Below are 17,759 nucleotides of genomic sequence, written 5' to 3' on the forward strand. Positions count from 1 at the left end.
AGGCAGACTGGCAGGCATGACCTACCGCACCGACGACTACCAGGCCGACCGCACCCGCTACGACGCCACGGACTACCGCCGGTGCGGGCGCTCGGGGCTGCTGCTCCCCCCGATCTCGCTCGGGATGTGGCACAACTTCGGGGACGCGGAGCCGCTCGCGACCCAGCGCGCCGTGCTGCGGCGCGCCTTCGACCGGGGCGTCACCCACATCGACCTGGCCAACAACTACGGCCCGCCCTACGGCGCCGCGGAGCGCAACTTCGGCACGATCTTCGCGCAGGACTTCCGCCCCTACCGCGACGAGCTGATCCTCTCGACCAAGGCGGGGTGGGACATGTGGCCCGGCCCCTACGGTCGGGGTGGCGGCTCGCGCAAGTACCTCCTCGCCTCGCTCGACCAGTCGCTGGAGCGGATGGGCGTCGACTACGTCGACATCTTCTACAGCCACCGCTTCGACCCCGACACCCCGCTCGAGGAGACGATGGGTGCGCTCGATGCCGCGGTCCGCGCCGGCAAGGCGCTCTACGTCGGCATCTCCTCCTACGGCCCCGAGCGCACCCGCGAGGCGCACGCGATCCTGCGCGAGATGGGGACTCCGCTGCTCATCCACCAGCCGTCGTACTCGATGATCAACCGCTGGATCGAAGACGAGCTGCTCGACACCCTCGACGAGCTGGGTGTCGGGACCATCGCCTTCACCCCACTCGCCCAAGGCCTGCTGACCGACAAGTACCTCCGCGGCATCCCCGAGGACTCGCGCGCCGCGCGCGAGGGCACCGGTATCGCCGACCAGCTGACCGACGACAACCTCACGCGCATCCGCGCGCTCGACGCCATCGCCCGGGAGCGGGGCCAGACCCTCGCCCAGATGTCGCTGGCCTGGGCGCTGCGCGACGAGCGGGTCACCTCACTGCTCGTCGGCGCCCGCACCGTGGAGCAGCTCGACAACAGCCTGGACGCGCTGGAGCGGCGCGACTTCACCGACGCCGAGCTCGACCGCATCGACGACCACGCCGTCGACGGCGGGGTCAACTGGTGGGCGGAGTCGGCCGAGGGCTGACGGCTCAGGCCGTGAGCAGCCGCGCGACGGTCGCGCCGAGGGCGTGCGCGACGTCGAGCGCGCGCACCGGGCCCCCGGGGTTGGCGTCGTGCGCCGCCCGACCGTGGACGAGCGCGGCGAGCGACGCGGCCTCGGCGGGGTCGAGCCCGCCGGCGAGCAGCACCCCGGCGAGTCCGGCGAGGACGTCGCCCGACCCGGCCGTCGCCAGCCACGCCGGGGCGTCGTCCTGCACGTGTACCGGGCCGTCCGGGGCGACGACGAGCGTCGTCGCCCCCTTGAGCAGCACGGTCGCGCCGGTCAGGCCGGCGAGCATCCGCGCGTGCTCGAGCGGCGAGCCCTCGACCTCCTCGCGGGTGAGCTCGGTCGAGCGCCCGCGCAGCCGGGTGATCAGCCGCGCGCACTCCCCCGCGTGCGGCGTGAGGAGGGTGGGCGCCGCGCGCGGCCCGGTCACGAGGTCGAGGCCGCCGGCGTCGACGAGCACCGGCAGGTCGGAGGCCAGCGCCGCCCGGGCCACGTCGAGCTGCGCGCGGGCCGCGTCGTCGCTCGCCGTCGTCTCGAGACCGGGGCCGACGACCCAGGCCTGGACCCTCCCTTCGCCGACGACGGCCTCGGGGACCGCTGCGCGCACGAGAGCGGTGGGTGTCGGGGTCCCGACGTAGCGGACCATGCCAGCACCGGCGGTGACGGCCGCGGTCGTCGTGAGCACCGCTGCGCCGGTGTACTGCTCACCGCCTGCGACGACGCCGAGCACGCCGCGCGAGTACTTGTCGTCGTCAGGTCCGGGGGTCGGCCACAGCAGGGGCACGTCGTCGGGGGTGACCCGCACGACCGCAGGTGTCGCGTCGGTGAGGTCGAGCCCGATGTCGATGACCGTGAGCACCCCGCAGGCCGCCTCGGTCGGCGGCAGCAGGTGCACCGGCTTGGGCGCACCGAAGGTCACCGTCTCGTCGGCGAAGACCGCATCGGCGAGCGCGTCCCCGCCCTCGACGGGCTGACCGCTCGGGGTGTCGACGGAGATCACCCAGGTCCGGTCGCGGATCGCGTCCACCCACGGGCGGGCGAAGGGCGGCAGCCCCGGCCGTCCGCCGATGCCGGTGATGCCGTCGAGGACGACCTCGGCCCGGGAGATCGCGGTGAGCGCCTCGGGTCCGCCGTCGAACAGCCGGACGCCGCGGGCGCGGGCGAGGTCGGCCGCCTCGGTCTGCACCTGCGAGGCGCTCGTGTCGACGCACACGGCCGCGGTCTCGAAGCCGCGCTTGGCCAGGCGGGCGATGGCGAAGAGGGTGTCGGCGCCGTTGTTGCCCGGCCCGACGAGGGCACACACCCGTCGGGCACCGCGCTCGCGCATCCGCCCGGCGGCGATGCGCGCGACGCCCCGCGCCGCGCGCTGCATGAGCTCACCGCTCTCGAGCAGCTCGGGCAGGGCCGCCTCGGCGGCACGGACGGTCTCGACGGAGTACCCGGTGATCACGCTCGCGACGGTACCCTCCCGCCCTTCGCCCGGCTGTGGCCGGTCCGACGAAGGGAGGTCAGGCCGACTCGGCGACGACCATCGCCGTGGCGATGCCCCCGTCGTGGCTCAGCGACAGGTGCATCCGGGCGACGCCGAGCAGCTCGGCACGCTCGGCGACGGCACCGCTGATGGCCAGCACCGGCTCGCCGTGCTCGCCGTTGGTCACCTCGACGCCCTGCCAGGGCAGGTCGCCGGGGGTGCGCAGCGCCTTGCCGACAGCCTCCTTCGCGGCAAACCGGGCCGCGAGGGAGTGCAGCGGCAGCCCCTGCTCGCTCGGCGTGAAGACGCGACCGCGCAGAGCCGGGGTGCGGTCGAGCCGCTCCCCCAGCCGGGCGATGTCGACGACGTCGACGCCCACCCCGACGATCATCGGGTCACTCGACGGTGACGGACTTGGCCAGGTTGCGCGGCTGGTCGACGTCCAGACCCTTGGCGGTCGAGAGGTGCAGGGCGAAGATCTGCAGCGGGACGACGGTGAGCAGCGGCTGCAGCAGCGGCGAGGTGTGCGGGACGCGGATGACCTCGTCGGCGAAGGGCAGGACCTCCTCGTCGCCCTCCTGGGCGATGACGAGGGTGCGGGCACCCCGAGCGCGGATCTCCTGGATGTTGGAGACGACCTTCTTGTGCAGCTCGTTGGGCGTGTCGGGGCCCGGGACGACGATGAAGACCGGCTGGCCGGGCTCGATGAGCGCGATCGGGCCGTGCTTGAGCTCGCCCGCCGCGAAGCCCTCGGCGTGGATGTAGGCGAGCTCCTTGAGCTTGAGTGCGCCCTCCATGGCGATCGGGTAGCCGACGTTGCGACCGAGGAAGAGGACCGAGCGGGTGTCGGCCATGAAGCGGGCGATCTCCTTGACCCGGTCCATCTCGGTGAGCAGCGAGGCGATCTTGTCCGGTACCTCGTGCAGCTCGGCCATGACCGCCCGGGCGTCGTCGGCGAAGGTGCCGCCGCGCAGCTGGGCGAGGTAGAGACCGAGGACGTAGCAGGCGGTGATCTGGGCGAGGAAGGCCTTGGTTGAGGCGACGGCGATCTCCGGGCCGGCGTGCGTGTAGAGGACCGCGTCGGACTCGCGCGGGATCGTCGCCCCGTGGGTGTTGCAGACCGAGACGGTGAGCGCGCCGAGGGAGCGGGCATGGCGCACGGCCATCGCCGTGTCGGCGGTCTCTCCGGACTGGCTGATCGAGACGACGAGGGTGCGGTCGGAGACGATCGGGTCGCAGTAGCGGAACTCGTGCGCGAGGGAGACCTCGACGGGGATGCGGGTCCAGTGCTCGATGGCGTACTTGGCGACCATGCCCGCGTAGGCGGCGGTGCCGCACGCGACGATGGTGATCCGGTCGATGTCCTTGAGCTTGCCCTCGTCGATGCGCAGCTCGTCGAGGACGAGCTTGCCGTCGGCATCGGTGCGGCCGAGGAGGGTGTCGCCGACCGCGTGGGGCTGGTCGTTGATCTCCTTCTCCATGAAGGTGTCGTAGCCGCTCTTCTCGGCAGCTGCGGCGTCCCAGGTGACCTCGTAGGGCTTGCCCTCGGCGGGCGTGCCGTCGAAGTTCATCACCGTGTGCGACGTCGGCGTGATCGTGACGATCTGGTCCTGGTCGAGCTCGACGGCCTGCTTCGTGTAGCCGATGAAGGCCGCCACGTCGGAGCCGAGGAAGTTCTCCCCTTCGCCCAGACCGACGACGAGCGGGCTGTTGCGGCGGGCCGCGACGACCGTGTCCGGGGCGTCGGCGTGCACGGCGAGGAGGGTGAAGGCGCCCTCGAGACGGTTGACGACCGAGCGCATCGCCTCGGTGAGGTCGCCCGACTCGGCGAAGGCCGCGGCGAGCAGCTGCGCGGCGACCTCGGTGTCGGTCTCCGACGTGAAGGTGACGCCCTGGGCCAGCAGCTCCTGCTTGAGCTGGTGGAAGTTTTCGACGATGCCGTTGTGGACGACGGCGAGCTTGCCGTCCGCCCCACCGCGGTGGGGGTGCGCGTTTTCGTCCGTCGGGCCGCCGTGGGTGGCCCAGCGGGTGTGCCCGATCGCGGTCGCGGCGGAGGGCACCGTGTCGCCCTCGAGGGCCTCGCGGAGGTTCGCCAGCTTGCCGGCGCGCTTCTGCGTGTAGACCTCGTCACCGGCGACGAGCGCGACGCCCGCGGAGTCGTACCCGCGGTACTCGAGGCGCGCGAGGCCCTCCATGACGACGTCCAGGGGGCGGGCTCCCGTGTCGGGGCCGACGTATCCAACGATTCCGCACATGCGGGACAGGCTATCCGTCGGATCGCTCTGCGCAGAAAAGGTGGGACACAATGGGCGCGTGTCCACCGCCGCCACCTCGACCCTGCCCTCCCCCTTCGTCGAGCTCGACCGGCAGGCATGGGCCCACCTGCGCGAAAACCACCCGCTCAACCTCGACGAGGGCGACCTCTCCCGGCTGCGCGGCCTGAGCGACCCGATCGACCTCGAGGAGGTGCAGGAGGTCTACCTGCCGCTGTCGCGGCTGCTGACCTTCTACGTCTCGGCGACCACCCGCCTGCACCGCATCACCTCGACCTTCCTCGGCGAACGCCCGCCCAAGGCCCCCTTCGTCATCGGGGTCGCCGGGTCGGTGGCGGTCGGCAAGTCGACGACCGCCCGCATCCTGCGCGAGCTCATGCAGCGTTGGCCGGACACGCCCAAGGTCGACCTCGTGACGACCGACGGCTTCCTCCTGCCCAATGCCGAGCTCGAGCGACGAGGCCTGCTCCAGCGCAAGGGCTTCCCGGAGGCCTACGACCGGCGGGCGCTGCTGCGCTTCATCTCGGCGGTCAAGGCCGGCCAGCCGGAGGTCTCCGCGCCGGTCTACTCCCACCTGACCTACGACATCGTCCCGGACGAGCGCATCGTGGTGCGCCAGCCCGACGTGCTCATCGTCGAGGGGCTCAACGTGCTCCAGCCGCCGGGGGTGCGCAGCGACGGGCGCACCGGCCTCGCCGTCAGCGACTTCTTCGACTTCTCCGTGTACGTCGACGCCAACCTCACCGACATCAAGCGCTGGTACGTCGACCGCTTCCTGCGGCTGCGCCAGACCGCCTTCGCCGACCCCGCCTCCTACTTCCACCGCTACGCGGACCTGACCGACGAGCAGGCCGAGGCCCGCGCGCTGCACATCTTCGAGACGATCAACCAGCCCAACCTCGTCGACAACGTCCTCCCGACGCGTGGCCGCGCCACCCTCGTCCTGACGAAGGGGGCCGACCACCAGGTCCGCCGCATCCGCCTGCGCAAGCTCTAGCGCCTCCGCGCCTCCGCGCCTCCGAGCCCGCGTGGCCGAGTCCCCTCTTCCGTGCCGGCGGGGTGTTGGTGACGTCGGCGCCGACAGCGACGGACGAAAGATGGTGTCGGCGCACATCAGGCCGAAGTCAGTCACGACAACCGCCGGCCATCGATGAACGCAGGACTTCGGCGGGCGCCGACATCTTCTTTCGTCCAGCGGCCAACCAGCCAACGACGCAGCCCCCGCGACCTCGTGGTCGCGGGGGCTGCGTCGGGGGCGGCTCAGTACCAGTGCGGGTTGTTGCTGTCCCAGAAGGCCTTGGCCTGGCAGGGGCTGCCGTAGGAGGCCTTGATGTAGTCCATGCCCCAGATCATCTGGGTGACCGGGTTGGTCTTCCAGTCCGGGCCGGCGGTGGCCATCTTGTCGGCCGGCAGCGACTGCGGGATGCCATAGGCGCCCGACGAGGAGTTGGTCGCGTCCCAGGTCCAGTTGCTCTCGCCGTTCCACAGGCTGATCAGGCAGGACCACTCACCCTCGCCCCAGCCGTACTCGCCGAGCAGCTGCTTGGCGTAGGGCTGCGGGTCGCGCTGGATGATCTTGATCTCGGCGTCGGTGAAGTCGCGCTCGGAGATCGGCTTGGCCTTCTCCTCGGCGCGCTTCTTCTCCTCGGCCTTCTTCTTGGCGGCGGCCTTGCGCTCGGCAGCCGCCTTCTTCTTCGCGGCGGCCCGCTTCTTGGCCTCGGCGGCCGAGAGGCGGTCCTGCTCGCGGGAGGCGCTGCGGGAGACGTTGGTGGCGCGGCGGCTCTCGGCCAGCCGCGCGGTGTCGACGGTCTCGGAGTCCGCGGCGGGGCTGGCCGACTGCTCGGGGGAGGTCAGGGTGGTGGCCGTCCCACCGGTGTCGTGCGAGGGGTCGCCGATGGCGACGGTGGCGCCGACCGAGCCGAGCATCGCGACGGCGATGGCACCGCCGACGACGGGGCGACGGACGGCCGACAGGCCGGTGCGCTTGCGCGCGTGACGCGCCGCGCCGTGTCTGGGCGTGTAGCTGTCCGAGCGCACGTCACCAGCTCCTTCCATGGGACAGCCACCCGCGAGGAGTGGCTGTGGTGTGCCGGGCGCTTCAGGGGTGCGTGACCGGCCGTTATGCTTTTGAGACCCTAACCCACCGCCCGCGGCCGAGCAAAGGGCCGTCCACAACCCCAGCACGAAGGGGAGGCCCCGCCCGATCGCCGGGCGGGGCCTCCCCCTTCGTCCCGGCGTCAGACGTCCAGGCCCTCGAGCAGGTCCGTGACGAGTGCGGCGATCGGGCTGCGTTCGCTGCGCGTCAGGGTGACGTGGGCGAAGAGGGGGTGCCCCTTGAGCGTCTCGATGACGGCGGCGACGCCGTCGTGGCGCCCGACCCGCAGGTTGTCGCGCTGGGCGACGTCGTGGGTGAGCACGATCTTGGAGTTCTGCCCGATGCGCGACATCACCGTGAGCAGCACATTGCGCTCGAGGCTCTGCGCCTCGTCGACGATGACGAAGGCGTCGTGCAGGCTCCGGCCGCGGATGTGGGTCAGCGGCAGCACCTCGAGCATCTCGCGGTCGATGATCTCGTCGACGACCTCCTTGGAGACGAGCGCCCCGAGGGTGTCGTGCACCGCCTGGGCCCACGGCCCCATCTTTTCCTGCTCGCTGCCGGGCAGGTAGCCCAGCTCCTGCCCGCCGACGGCGTAGAGGGGGCGGAAGACGACGACCTTGCGGTGCTGGCGGCGCTCCATGACCGCCTCGAGCCCCGCGCACATCGCGAGCGCGCTCTTGCCGGTGCCGGCCCGTCCGCCGAGGCTGACGATGCCCACGTCGGGGTCGAGGAGCAGGTCGAGGGCGATCCGCTGCTCCGCCGACCGGCCGTGCAGGCCGAAGGCGTCGCGGTCACCGCGCACGAGGCGCACCTGCTTGTCGGCACCGACCCGGCCCAGGGCGCTGCCCTTGGGCGAGAGGATCTTCAGCCCCGTGTGGCAGGGCAGCTCGGCGGCCGCGAGGTGCTCGACCCGACCGGTCTCGTAGAGGGTGTCGACCTCCTCGGCGGTCATGTCGAGCTCGCTCATGCCGGTCCAGCCGGAGTCCGACGGTCGCTGCTCGTGGCGGTACTCCTGGGCATCGATGCCGACGGCGGAGGCCTTGACCCGCATCGGCAGGTCCTTGGAGACGATCGTCACCGAGGCGCCCTCGAGGGAGAGGTTCTTGGCGACGGCCAGGATGCGGGTGTCGTTGTCCCCGAGGCGAAACCCGCTCGGCAGGGACGTGGGGTCGGTGTGGTTGAGCTCGACCCGCAGGGTCCCGCCGTCCTCCCCCACCGGCACCGGGGCATCGAGCCGGCCCGCGGAGACGCGCAGGTCGTCGAGGAGGCGCAGCGCGGTCCGGGCGAAGTACCCGAGCTCCGGGTGGTGCCGCTTGGCCTCGAGCTCGGTGACGACGACGACCGGCAGGACGACCTCGTGCTCCTTGAAGCGCAGCATCGCCCGCGGGTCCGACAGGAGCACCGAGGTGTCGATGACGTACGTGCACGGGCCCTCTTCCTCGGGCGGGAGGTCCACCGGGTCGGGCGCGCCGTCGGGCTGCGCGAGCGAGGGGGTGACGGTCTGGGTCATCAGGTCGTCCACGTCGATCTCCTCCACGGGCGCCGCGCCGGCAGGCGCGCACGCGCCTACTCTCGGTGCTGGTGCCGGGACCGGGCCCTCGGCTGGAGCCGAGGCCGGGTCCGGCCTCTCCTGCTGTGCAGCAGCTCCATCGATGAGGCCTCCCGAACGCCCTGCCGTGTGCAGGTCGTCGTCATCAACGTACGACCGGCGCACGGTGGCACGCGCCACGTCGGCGGCGTGTCGGAGCGGGCTTCGCGATGTTCACCCCGTCGTCGCCTCAGGAGTCACACGGGCCACTCCAGGAGCACGCCGGCGGGACCGGAGGGAACGTCAGGCACCGTACCGACGGTGCCGGTCCGCGTAGGCCCGCAGGGCTCGCAGGAAGTCGACGCGGCGAAACTCCGGCCAGTAGACCTCGCAGAAGTAGTACTCGCTGTGCGCCGACTGCCACAGGAGGAACCCGGAGAGCCGCTGCTCCCCCGAGGTGCGGATGACGAGGTCGGGGTCGGGCTGGCCCTTGGTGTAGAGGTGTCCGCTGATGTCCTCGACGGTGAGCTCGCTGGCCACCTCCTCGAGGGTCGCACCCTCGGCCGCCCGGGTGCGCAGCAGCGAGCGCACCGCGTCGGCGATCTCCTGGCGGCCGCCGTAGCCGACCGCGACGTTGACGATGAGCCCCTCGACGTCGGCGGTCTCGTCCTCGGCCCGACGCAGCGCGGCCGCGGTCTGGACCGGGAGCATGTCGAGGGCGCCGGCCGCGTGCAGCTGCCACCGCTGGGCGGTCGCGAGGTCGGCCACCAGGCCCTCGATGATGCGCAGCAGCTTGTCCAGCTCCTGCGGCGGACGGGTGAGATTGTCGGTCGAGAGCAGCCACAGGGTGACGACCTCGACGCCGGCCTCCTCGCACCACTCGAGGAAGCTGCCGACATTGGCGGCACCCGCCTGGTGCCCATCGGCAGCATTGCCCCCGCGCGCCTTGGCGAAGCGGCGGTTGCCGTCGACGATCATCCCGACGTGCCGCGGCACGCTGGCCTGGTCGAGCTGCCCGACGAGGCGTCGTTCGTAGGCGGTGTAGAGCGGGTTGCGCACTCGCGGGTCCCTTCAGGCGAGGTCAGTGTCCCCAACCTATCGTCGGGCCGTGGCACCCCTCACAAAGGCGCTCCGGAGCCCGTCCGGGCATGGCCGACCTACGGGTGCGTAGGTTACCGTCGATCCATGGACTCCCCCCGCGCCGAGATCAAGGAGATCGCGCACGACGTCGGCGAGCAGGTCGATGCCTTCGTCGATGCCGTCAAGCCGCACCTGCGCGGCTGGCTCCATCTCGTCATGGCGCCGCTGGCCCTCGTCGGCGGTCTGGTCCTCACCTCGACGGCGCCGACCCAGGGGGGGCGCATCGCGGCCATGGTCTTCACCATCACCGCCGGGCTGCTCTTCGGCACGTCCGCCGTCTACCACCGCGGCAAGTGGGGCGGCCGGATGGCCGGCGCCCTGCGCCGCTGGGACCACGCCAACATCTTCCTCATCATCGCGGGGAGCTACACCCCCTTCGCGCTGATGCTGCCGCGCACGCAGGCGATCACGCTGCTCGTCATCGTCTGGAGCGGCGCCATCATCGGTGTGCTCTTCCGTGTGCTGTGGGTCGGCGCACCGCGCTGGCTCTACGTGCCCGTCTACGTGGCCCTGGGCTGGGTCGCGGTCTTCTACATCAAGCCGCTGCTGACGCACGGCGGGTGGACGATCCTCGCCTTCGTCATCGCCGGCGGCGCCCTGTACACCGCCGGGGCCGTCGTCTACGGCCTCAAGCGACCCAACCCGTCACCGCGGTGGTTCGGCTTCCACGAGATCTTCCACGCGCTGACGATCCTCGCCTTCATCTCACACTTCGTCGCCGCGACGCTCGCCCTCTTCGGGCCCATCGCCCAGTCCGGCTGACCCCTGCTCCCGGCCCGAGGCGACGTCGCTCTCGCGGCTGCGCTCGGCGGACTCCTCACGCGCCCGCTCCTGCTCGGCCCGCTGCCGCTGCGCGTCCCGCTCGGCGAGGTTCATCCGGCGCAGCCGGGTGAACATGTTGCGCATGAGCAGCCACAGCGCCAGCGCGAGGACGAAGAAGACGATGAAGGCCCAGATCCCCGGGCTGACCTCGGTGCTCGGGGAGTTCACTTCCACTCCCTGACGGTCGACGCGGTCCGTCGGTCGAGGACCGGCTCACGCCTCGGACGAAGGGAGAGCGCGTCCGCCTCCGCGAGCGTCGCCGGGATCCCCGCGAAGAGGTCGTCCTCGCGCTCCGTCGTCTCCACGTGGCTGACCGCGAGCTCGTACTCCTCGGTGGGCCACAGGTCCGCCTGGACGTCGTTGGGCACGGCGAAGAAGAACCCGTCGGGGTCGATCTGCGTCGCGTGCGAGCGCAGGGCGTGGTCGCGAGCATCGAAGAAGTCCGCGCACGGCACCCACGTGGTCAGCGTGCGCTGCGGGCGGCCCTCGATGCGCTTCATCCACTCGTCGAAGGGGGACTCCTTGCCCTGAGCGAGGATCGCCTCGTGGAAGGTGCGGATCCGCTCGCTGCTGAACCCGCCGATGTAGTAGAGCTTCAGCGGCTGCCAGGGCTCCCCGGCGTGCGGGAAGGCCTCGGGGTCGCCGGCCGCGGCGAAGGCCGCCTCGGAGACGCGGTGGGTCATCACGTGGTCCGGGTGCGGGTAGCCGCCGTTCTCGTCGTACGTCGTGATGACGTGCGGCCGGAACCGCCGGATCTCGCGCACGAGAGCCTCCGTCGACACCTCGAGCGGCTCCAGGTAGAAGCAGCCCGCCGGCAGGTCCGGGAGGGGGTCGCCCTCCGGGAGGCCGGAGTCGACGAAGCCGAGCCAGGTGTGCTGCACCCCGAGGTGGGCGGCGGCACTGGCCATCTCCTCGCGGCGCACCTGCACGATGTCGCGCAGGATGTGCGGGTCGTCCTTGAGCTTGGGGTTGAGCACGTCGCCACGCTCACCGCCGGTGCACGTCACGACGAGCACCTCGGCACCCTCGTGGACGTAACGTGCGGTCGTCGCCGCGCCCTTGCTCGACTCGTCGTCGGGGTGGGCGTGGACCGCCATGAGCCTGAGTGCTTCCACTGCTGGGTTCCTCCCGGGGAGGGTGCGCCGCACGGCCCGGTGTGCCGTCGCGGACTGGTGTCACGGACAATGGCTCCATCCTCTCACCGCTCGCCGACCGCTTCGACGGGGCCGGTGACACCCCCCTTCGTCCCGCAGGAGCAGTCATGACGCCCGACGCCTCGCCGACCGAGCCCGGCTGGGACCCGGAGCGCGAGGAGGCCGAGGCCGAGGCCAACCCCGACCGGGGCAGCCGACGCTGGTGGCTCATCGGCGGTGTCGCGGTGGTCGCGGCCGTGGCGATGTCGATCTGGTACGGGCTGTCGATGACGTCGGGCGCGATCACGACGACCGACGTGGGCTTCGAGCGCAACGGCGAGCGGGAGATCGTCATGGTCTTCGACGTGACCCGCCCGACCGGCACCGCCCTGTCGTGCACCGTCACCGCGATGGACAGCACCTACGGGCGGGTCGGCACCAAGGAGCAGGCGGTGCCCGCGAGCGACGACGAGACGACCCGGGTCCGGGCCGCCGTCCGCACGACGACGACCGCCGTGACGGCCACGGTTGCGGGCTGCTCGGTCCTCGACTGACACCTGCATCCCGGGGGAGATCGCGGTACACTGATCCCTTACACGTAACCGTGGGTCTGGACCGATGGGTCCAGACCTTTGTGCATCGTCCCCCACCCGGGAGAGCAGCGGTTCACCGTCTGTGGGGGCCCGACCCCGGTTCCCCACGACCTGAGGCAAGGAGTGTCCCGTGACCCAGACGTCCAACGCGTCGTACCTGACCCAGGAGGCCTACGAGCGTCTCCAGGCCGAGCTGCGCGAGCTCTCGGGCCCGGGTCGCGTCGAGATCGCCAAGCGCATCGAGGCCGCCCGCGAGGAGGGCGACCTCAAGGAAAACGGCGGGTACCACGCCGCCAAGGAGGAGCAGGGCAAGATGGAGGCCCGCATCCGCCAGCTCAAGCAGATCCTCGACACGGCGACGGTCGGCGAGGCCCCGCCGGACGACGGTGTCGTCGAGCCCGGCATGGTCGTCACCGTCGAGATGTTCGGCGACGAGGAGACCTTCCTCCTCGGCTCCCGCGAGATCGCCGACGGCAGCGACAGCATCGACGTCTACTCCGAGCAGTCGCCCCTCGGCGCCGGCATCAACGGCCACAAGGTCGGCGAGACGGTCACCTACGAGGCGCCCAACGGCAAGTCCATCGAGGTCACGATCATCTCGGCGAAGCCGTACTCGGCCTGAGCCCACCCGCACCGAAGGGCGTCACGACCAGTGGTCGTGACGCCCTTCGTCGTCGGTGCTTGCGGTGCGGTGGTCAGCGGTTCCAGGGCTGCAGGTCGAGATCGTCGATGCCGAGCCACCCGCCCATCTGGGAGCCGTCCACCCCGCTGCCGCCCGACAGCACGTCGAGGAAGGGGTTGAAGGCGACGCTGCGCTGCCCGGCCGAGTCGCTCGCGGTCGTCACGTGGGCGCCCTCGTCCGTCGCCAGCTGGGCTGGCACGGCCGTCTCTCCGGACGTCGTCGGGGCGCTGGCGGCACCCCCGTCCGCTGGCGCCGGGGCCGCGCTCGTCTCCGGCTGGGCCGGGGCGGGGTCGACCTGGGTGGAGGCCGCCGGCGCACCCGAGGTGGTCGCCGGCTCCGGGACGGCCTGCGCCGCGTCGGACCGCTCGAAGGCCCCGTAAGGGTGCTCGGCCGGGCCGTCGACCCGCTCGAAGGCCGTGCCCTCCGGCGGGCCCGTCGTCAGGTCGAGCCGCTCGAAGGCGGGGGGCTCCAGGTCCGCGAGCTCGAGGGACTCCCCTTCGTCGGTCGGGAGATAGGGCACGAGGTCGCAGCCGACGAGGGGCAGGTCCGGGGGTGAGATCCGGATCGGCTCGCCGTGCACCTCGAGCTGGACCTCGGAGTTGCCGTCGGCCCGCGGGCACACGACGAAGTGGTGCCGGTCCGAGAGACTGGTCCCCGTCGGGAAGAAGGCCATCGGGCCCTGACCGTCGTCGCGCCGGCGGGCTCCGCCGGACCCGTCGTCGCCCACGGCCCCGCCACCACCGCCGCCCGATCCGCCCGAGCCGCCGGAACCACCGCCCGACGGGACGCCGGAGGCACCGCGCTGAGCGTCGGACTCCTCCGCGAGCAGGCGGGAGGCGCCGCGCAGGGAACCCTCGGCAGCGTCGATGGCCCGGTGGGCCGAGCGCCACGAGCGGGCGAACTCCTCGAAGTCGGGGCCCTCCCACTTCGCACGGAGCACCTCGAGCAGCACGGCGCCACGACCGCCGACCTCGCTCAGGCGCTCGCTCTGACGCCGCAGTCCCACGGCGATGTCGTCGAGTTGTTCGACGTCTGCACCGTGGCTGATGTGCCTGGCCATCGACCTGCCTCCCGGAAGTTCTTGCCCTCAGACTAGAGAGCCGACCGGCGGCCGGACGATGGGGAGCACTCCCCCACACGAGCGGCTGCGACAATGGAGACATGTTCGGACGCCAGATCCCGCCCATGCCGACCGCCGAGTCCGCCCTGCCGGGGCGCGCGGAGCGGCCCTTCGACGTCCCGCAGCGTCACGAGGTGCTCGGGACACCGCTCGAGGGCCCGTGGCCCGAGGGCACCGAGGTCATCTACGTCGCCATGGGCTGCTTCTGGGGCGCCGAGCGGATCTTCTGGCAGCAGGCGGGCGTCGTCACGACGGCAGCCGGCTACATGGGCGGGCACACCCCAAACCCCACGTACGAGGAGACGTGCACCGGGCTCACCGGCCACACCGAGAGCGTCCTCGTCGCCTACGACCCCGAGCAGACGCGACCGGAGCTGCTGCTCAAGGCCTTCTGGGAAAACCACGACCCGACGACGCCCGACCGGCAGGGCAACGACGTCGGCACGCAGTACCGCTCGGCGATCTACTGGACGACCCCGGGGCAGCAGGCCGCGGTCGAGGCGACCGCCGCGGCCTTCGGCGAGGAGCTGCGCCGCCACAACCTGCCGCCGGTCGTCACCGAGATGCGGCCGGCGAACGAGGCCGGCACCTTCTGGTACGCCGAGGACTACCACCAGCAGTACCTCCACAAGAACCCCGGCGGCTACTGCAACCACGGCCCCAACGGCCTCACCTGCCAGGTCGGGATCCTCCGCCAGGACGAGGTGCCGAGCCAGGAGTCGGTGCTGCGTCAGGAGGGCTGAGCGGGCTCACTGCCCCCGGGCCGAGATGACGACGACGTCGCGGTCTGCCGCGACCCAGGCATCGACCTGCCACGTGTCGGGTCCGGCGAGCGCCACCTCGTCGAAGGTCCCGTCGCCGAGCTCGTCGCCCACCGCGTCGACGAGGTGCATGGGGCGGTCGCCGTCCGGGGAGGGCTGCGCGCGAAGGGAGTCCGCCACCTCTGGCTCGACGGTGACAGCGGCGTCGATCCAGTAGGTCGACGGGCCGGGTGCCGTGCGGGAGTCCCCCAGCGTGCCGGACTGCCACGTCGCCGACACGGGGTCACCGAGGTCGGGGAAACGCTGCGTCAGCGGCGCGACGTCGGAGCGGGTGCCGCGCTCGTCGACCTGCTTGTCCGCGACGTGCCTCTCGTCGTCGCTCGAGGCACCGCACGCGGACCCCAGCACGACGAAGAGGCCCAGCACGAGCAGCAGCCCGATGCGGCGGATCGCCGTGCTCATCGCACCGTGAGCATCCCGGTGGCGGTCGACCCCGACACCGTCGCATCGCGGGAGAAGGCCTGGCCCGTGGCGTCGTTGGCCAGGGCCGGGGTCCGCAGACGCACCACCCTGACGTCATCGCCCTCGACGACGACGAGCAGCGCCGGCGACGCCGTCCACCGGTCCGAGATCGCCTCGCTGGCGACGACGGAGTTGACCCGCTCAGCGGTGACCCCCTCGTGGAAGAACGCCGCGCGGTCCCAGTGCCCCTCGACGACCTCGCCGAGGGGGGCCGAGGTGCCGTCGCGGACGAGCTCGGCCAGACGTGCGTCGACGGCCTCCCCGGACTCGGGCTCGGGAGTGCTCGAGCAGCCGGTCACGGTCGTCATCGTCACCAGCGCCATCATGCCGATGCACAGCCTCACGGTCATCGCCATGTCTGTCGTCCCCTCGTCCGTCTCGGCATCCCCGTCACGAGGAACCTAGGCCCAGTCGGCCCTCACGGCGATGGGGACGACTCCCCTCACAGGCTCGCGGCCAGCTCCGTGCCCTGCCGGATCGCCCGCTTGGCGTCGAGCTCGGCGGCGACGTCGGCGCCACCGATGACGTGGACGGTCACTCCCTTCGCCTGCAGCGGCTCGACGAGGTCACGCACGGACTCCTGCCCGGTGCAGACGACGACGTTGTCGACCGCGAGGGTGCGGGGCTTGCCGTCGACCGTGATGTGCAGGCCCTCGTCGTCGATGCGCTCGTAGGCGGCGCCAATGATCTGGTGGACCCCCTTCGCCTTGATCGCCGCGCGGTGGACCCAGCCGGAGGTCTTGCCCAGCCCGGCACCGATCTTGGTCTCCTTGCGCTGCACGAGGTAGACGGTGCGGGGTGAGGGCGCGGGGTGTGCGTCCTTGAGGCCACCACGCTCCGGCGAGAAGGGGTCGACGCCCCACTCGTCCTGCCACTCCTTGAGGTCGAGCGTCGGCGAGGCGCCCGTGGTGAGCAGCTCGGTGACGTCGACGCCGATGCCTCCGGCGCCGATGACCGCCACCCGCTCACCGATCTCCCGCGTGCCGAGCACGGCCTCCGGGTAGGTGACGACCATCGGGTGGTCGATCCCCGTGATCTCGGGGACGCGAGGCGTCACCCCGGTCGCGAGGACGACCTCGTCGAATCCGGTGAGGTCATCGACGCCGACGCGACGGCCGAGGTGCAGGGCCACCTGTCGACGCTCGAGCTCGCCGCGGTAGTAGCGGATCGTCTCGGCGAACTCCTCCTTGCCCGGTATGCGCATGGCGAGCGCGAACTGGCCACCGATGTCGTCGCCGGCCTCGAAGAGCTCGACGGCGTGGCCCCGCTCTGCGGCCGACACCGCGGCCGCCAGGCCCGCCGGCCCGCCACCGACCACGGCGACCCGCTTGCGGCGCGTCGTCGGCGAGAGCACGAGCTGCGTCTCGTGGGCCGCCCGCGGGTTGACGAGGCAGGAGGCGACCTTGCGCTGGAAGGTGTGGTCGAGGCAGGCCTGGTTGCAGGCGATGCAGGTGTTGATCGTCTCGGCTCGGCCCGACTCCGCCTTCGTCGCCCACTGCGGGTCGGCGAGCCAGGGCCGCGCCATCTGGACGAGGTCGGCCTGACCGGCGGCGAGCGCCTGCTCGGCCTGATCGGGCATGTTGATCCGGTTGCTCGTGACGACCGGCAGGTCGACGTGCGGCCGCAGCCGCTCGGCGACTTCGGTGAAGGCCATACGCGGCACCGAGGTGACGATCGTCGGCACCCGGGCCTCGTGCCACCCGATGCCGGTCGAGAGGATCGTCGCGCCGGCCGCCTCGATCTCCTGGCCGAGGGCGACGATCTCCTCCCAGGTCTGCCCGCCCTCGACGAGGTCGAGCACGGAGAGGCGGTAGACGATGATGAAGTCGTCGCCGACGGCCGCCCGCACCGCCCGGACGATCTCGGTCGCGATCCGGCGCCGGTTGGGCGGAGTACCGCCCCACCCGTCCTCGCGCTTGTTGGTGCGCGGCGCGAGGAACTGGTTGATGAAGTAGCCCTCGGAACCCATGATCTCGACGCCGTCGTAGCCGGCGGAGCGGGCCAGCTCGGCGGCCCGGGCGAAGCCCCGGATCTGCCGACGGACGCCCTTTTCGCTCAGGGCGCGCGCGCCGAAGGGGGTGATGGGCGACTTCGTCGCCGACGCCGAGACCGAGAAGGGGTGGTAGGCGTAGCGGCCGGCGTGGAGGATCTGCAGCGCGATCTTGCCGCCCTCGCGGTGCACCGCGTCGGTGACCTGCTCGTGGTGGCGCGCCTCCCGCCGCGTGGTCAGCTTCGAGGCGAAGGGGTAGAAGCTGCCCTCGATGTTGGGCGCGAAGCCCCCAGTGACGATGAGGCCGGCACCTCCCTTCGCCCGCTCGGCGTAGAAGGCGGCGAGCCGCTCGAAGTTGCTGGCGCGGTCCTCCAGACCGGTGTGCATCGACCCCATGATCGTGCGGTTGCGCAGGCTGGTGAACCCCAGGTCGAGGGGCTCGAAGAGGTGCGGGTACTCGGTCATCGTCGTCCTCGCTCGTGCATCGGCAGTCGGCTGCGACGCTACCCAACGCCACGACGCCGGGCGCACCGCTCGTTGGCATT

18 protein-coding genes are annotated in these 17,759 nt (G+C 71.8%); 6 read left to right on the top strand and 12 right to left on the bottom strand.

Annotated elements, in window-relative coordinates:
- Positions 1–16 precede the first annotated feature (16 nt).
- The gene (gene mgrA / locus AB4Y78_RS13310; RefSeq protein ID WP_007924312.1) at positions 17–1,060 is read left to right on the top strand and encodes an L-glyceraldehyde 3-phosphate reductase; all 1,044 of its coding nucleotides are present in this window, start codon (positions 17–19) and stop codon (positions 1,058–1,060) included.
- 4 nt (positions 1,061–1,064) lie between these two features.
- Here mgrA and AB4Y78_RS13315 read toward each other — a convergent pair whose 3' ends face one another.
- Genes AB4Y78_RS13315 through glmS form a run of 3 tightly spaced genes read right to left on the bottom strand, consistent with a single transcriptional unit; the run spans position 1,065 to position 4,807 of the window.
- Positions 1,065–2,531 carry a bifunctional ADP-dependent NAD(P)H-hydrate dehydratase/NAD(P)H-hydrate epimerase gene (locus tag AB4Y78_RS13315; protein WP_441714458.1) on the bottom strand — a complete coding sequence of 489 codons (1,467 nt, stop codon included), beginning with the start codon at positions 2,529–2,531 and terminating at the stop codon, positions 1,065–1,067.
- A 58-nt stretch (positions 2,532–2,589) separates the two neighbouring features.
- Positions 2,590–2,943 carry a holo-ACP synthase gene (locus AB4Y78_RS13320; RefSeq protein WP_007923909.1) on the bottom strand — a complete coding sequence of 118 codons (354 nt, stop codon included), beginning with the start codon at positions 2,941–2,943 and terminating at the stop codon, positions 2,590–2,592.
- Between the two features lie 4 nt (positions 2,944–2,947).
- Entirely contained in the window at positions 2,948–4,807 is a 1,860-nt protein-coding gene (gene glmS / locus AB4Y78_RS13325) for a glutamine--fructose-6-phosphate transaminase (isomerizing) (protein WP_441714460.1), read from the bottom strand.
- A 58-nt stretch (positions 4,808–4,865) separates the two neighbouring features.
- Here glmS and coaA point away from each other — a divergent pair, with 58 nt between their 5' ends.
- Positions 4,866–5,822 (top strand): type I pantothenate kinase, encoded by a 957-nt coding sequence (coaA, locus tag AB4Y78_RS13330; protein ID WP_007923913.1) that lies wholly within the window; start codon positions 4,866–4,868, stop codon positions 5,820–5,822.
- Between the two features lie 263 nt (positions 5,823–6,085).
- Here the strand turns inward: coaA and AB4Y78_RS13335 are convergent, their stop codons facing one another.
- The 3 genes from AB4Y78_RS13335 to AB4Y78_RS13345 all read right to left on the bottom strand — a co-directional run bounded on the left by AB4Y78_RS13335 (position 6,086) and on the right by AB4Y78_RS13345 (position 9,510).
- Complete coding sequence (locus AB4Y78_RS13335; protein ID WP_265229967.1) at positions 6,086–6,862, bottom strand: hypothetical protein; 777 nt, start codon at positions 6,860–6,862, stop codon at positions 6,086–6,088.
- Between the two features lie 200 nt (positions 6,863–7,062).
- Positions 7,063–8,433 (bottom strand): PhoH family protein, encoded by a 1,371-nt coding sequence (locus AB4Y78_RS13340; protein ID WP_371417924.1) that lies wholly within the window; start codon positions 8,431–8,433, stop codon positions 7,063–7,065.
- Between the two features lie 321 nt (positions 8,434–8,754).
- Complete coding sequence (locus AB4Y78_RS13345; protein ID WP_007923919.1) at positions 8,755–9,510, bottom strand: isoprenyl transferase; 756 nt, start codon at positions 9,508–9,510, stop codon at positions 8,755–8,757.
- Positions 9,511–9,636: 126 nt separating this feature from the next.
- Between AB4Y78_RS13345 and trhA the strand changes: the two genes are divergently transcribed.
- Positions 9,637–10,353: a PAQR family membrane homeostasis protein TrhA gene (gene trhA, locus AB4Y78_RS13350; protein ID WP_441714464.1), complete on the top strand. Its 717-nt coding sequence runs from the start codon at positions 9,637–9,639 to the stop codon at positions 10,351–10,353.
- On the opposite strand, the gene AB4Y78_RS13355 is transcribed toward trhA, so the two are convergent.
- Both AB4Y78_RS13355 and mca read right to left on the bottom strand, forming a co-directional pair.
- Positions 10,297–10,581, bottom strand: a complete 285-nt coding sequence (locus AB4Y78_RS13355) for a hypothetical protein (RefSeq protein WP_007923930.1) — start codon at positions 10,579–10,581, stop codon at positions 10,297–10,299. The two genes, trhA and AB4Y78_RS13355, sit on opposite strands and share 57 nt — an antisense overlap.
- Positions 10,578–11,510, bottom strand: coding sequence for a mycothiol conjugate amidase Mca (gene mca, locus AB4Y78_RS13360; protein ID WP_259912301.1), 933 nt, complete (start codon positions 11,508–11,510; stop codon positions 10,578–10,580). The genes AB4Y78_RS13355 and mca overlap by 4 nt, the downstream gene beginning before the upstream one ends.
- Positions 11,511–11,674: 164 nt before the next feature.
- Between mca and AB4Y78_RS13365 the strand changes: the two genes are divergently transcribed.
- Together AB4Y78_RS13365 and greA are read left to right on the top strand one after the other, a co-directional pair.
- Positions 11,675–12,100 (top strand): DUF4307 domain-containing protein, encoded by a 426-nt coding sequence (locus AB4Y78_RS13365; RefSeq protein WP_259912299.1) that lies wholly within the window; start codon positions 11,675–11,677, stop codon positions 12,098–12,100.
- Positions 12,101–12,269: 169 nt separating this feature from the next.
- Positions 12,270–12,761 carry a transcription elongation factor GreA gene (greA, locus tag AB4Y78_RS13370; RefSeq protein WP_007923937.1) on the top strand — a complete coding sequence of 164 codons (492 nt, stop codon included), beginning with the start codon at positions 12,270–12,272 and terminating at the stop codon, positions 12,759–12,761.
- A 73-nt stretch (positions 12,762–12,834) separates the two neighbouring features.
- On the opposite strand, the gene AB4Y78_RS13375 is transcribed toward greA, so the two are convergent.
- Positions 12,835–13,881, bottom strand: a complete 1,047-nt coding sequence (locus AB4Y78_RS13375; protein ID WP_441714467.1) for a WXG100 family type VII secretion target — start codon at positions 13,879–13,881, stop codon at positions 12,835–12,837.
- Positions 13,882–13,982: 101 nt separating this feature from the next.
- Here AB4Y78_RS13375 and msrA point away from each other — a divergent pair, with 101 nt between their 5' ends.
- Positions 13,983–14,684: a peptide-methionine (S)-S-oxide reductase MsrA gene (gene msrA, locus AB4Y78_RS13380; RefSeq protein ID WP_007923948.1), complete on the top strand. Its 702-nt coding sequence runs from the start codon at positions 13,983–13,985 to the stop codon at positions 14,682–14,684.
- Between the two features lie 6 nt (positions 14,685–14,690).
- Here the strand turns inward: msrA and AB4Y78_RS13385 are convergent, their stop codons facing one another.
- The 3 genes from AB4Y78_RS13385 to AB4Y78_RS13395 form a co-directional block, all read right to left on the bottom strand.
- Positions 14,691–15,164, bottom strand: a complete 474-nt coding sequence (locus tag AB4Y78_RS13385; protein ID WP_282071034.1) for a hypothetical protein — start codon at positions 15,162–15,164, stop codon at positions 14,691–14,693.
- A complete protein-coding gene (locus tag AB4Y78_RS13390) occupies positions 15,161–15,580 on the bottom strand; it encodes a hypothetical protein (RefSeq protein ID WP_282071032.1) in 420 nt (139 codons plus the stop codon). The genes AB4Y78_RS13385 and AB4Y78_RS13390 overlap by 4 nt, the downstream gene beginning before the upstream one ends.
- Before the next feature lie 86 nt (positions 15,581–15,666).
- Positions 15,667–17,679, bottom strand: coding sequence for an oxidoreductase (locus tag AB4Y78_RS13395; protein ID WP_441714470.1), 2,013 nt, complete (start codon positions 17,677–17,679; stop codon positions 15,667–15,669).
- Positions 17,680–17,759 lie beyond the last annotated feature (80 nt).

The organism is Janibacter sp. RAF52 (assembly GCF_052114035.1).
Classification (GTDB): domain Bacteria; phylum Actinomycetota; class Actinomycetes; order Actinomycetales; family Dermatophilaceae; genus Janibacter; species Janibacter hoylei.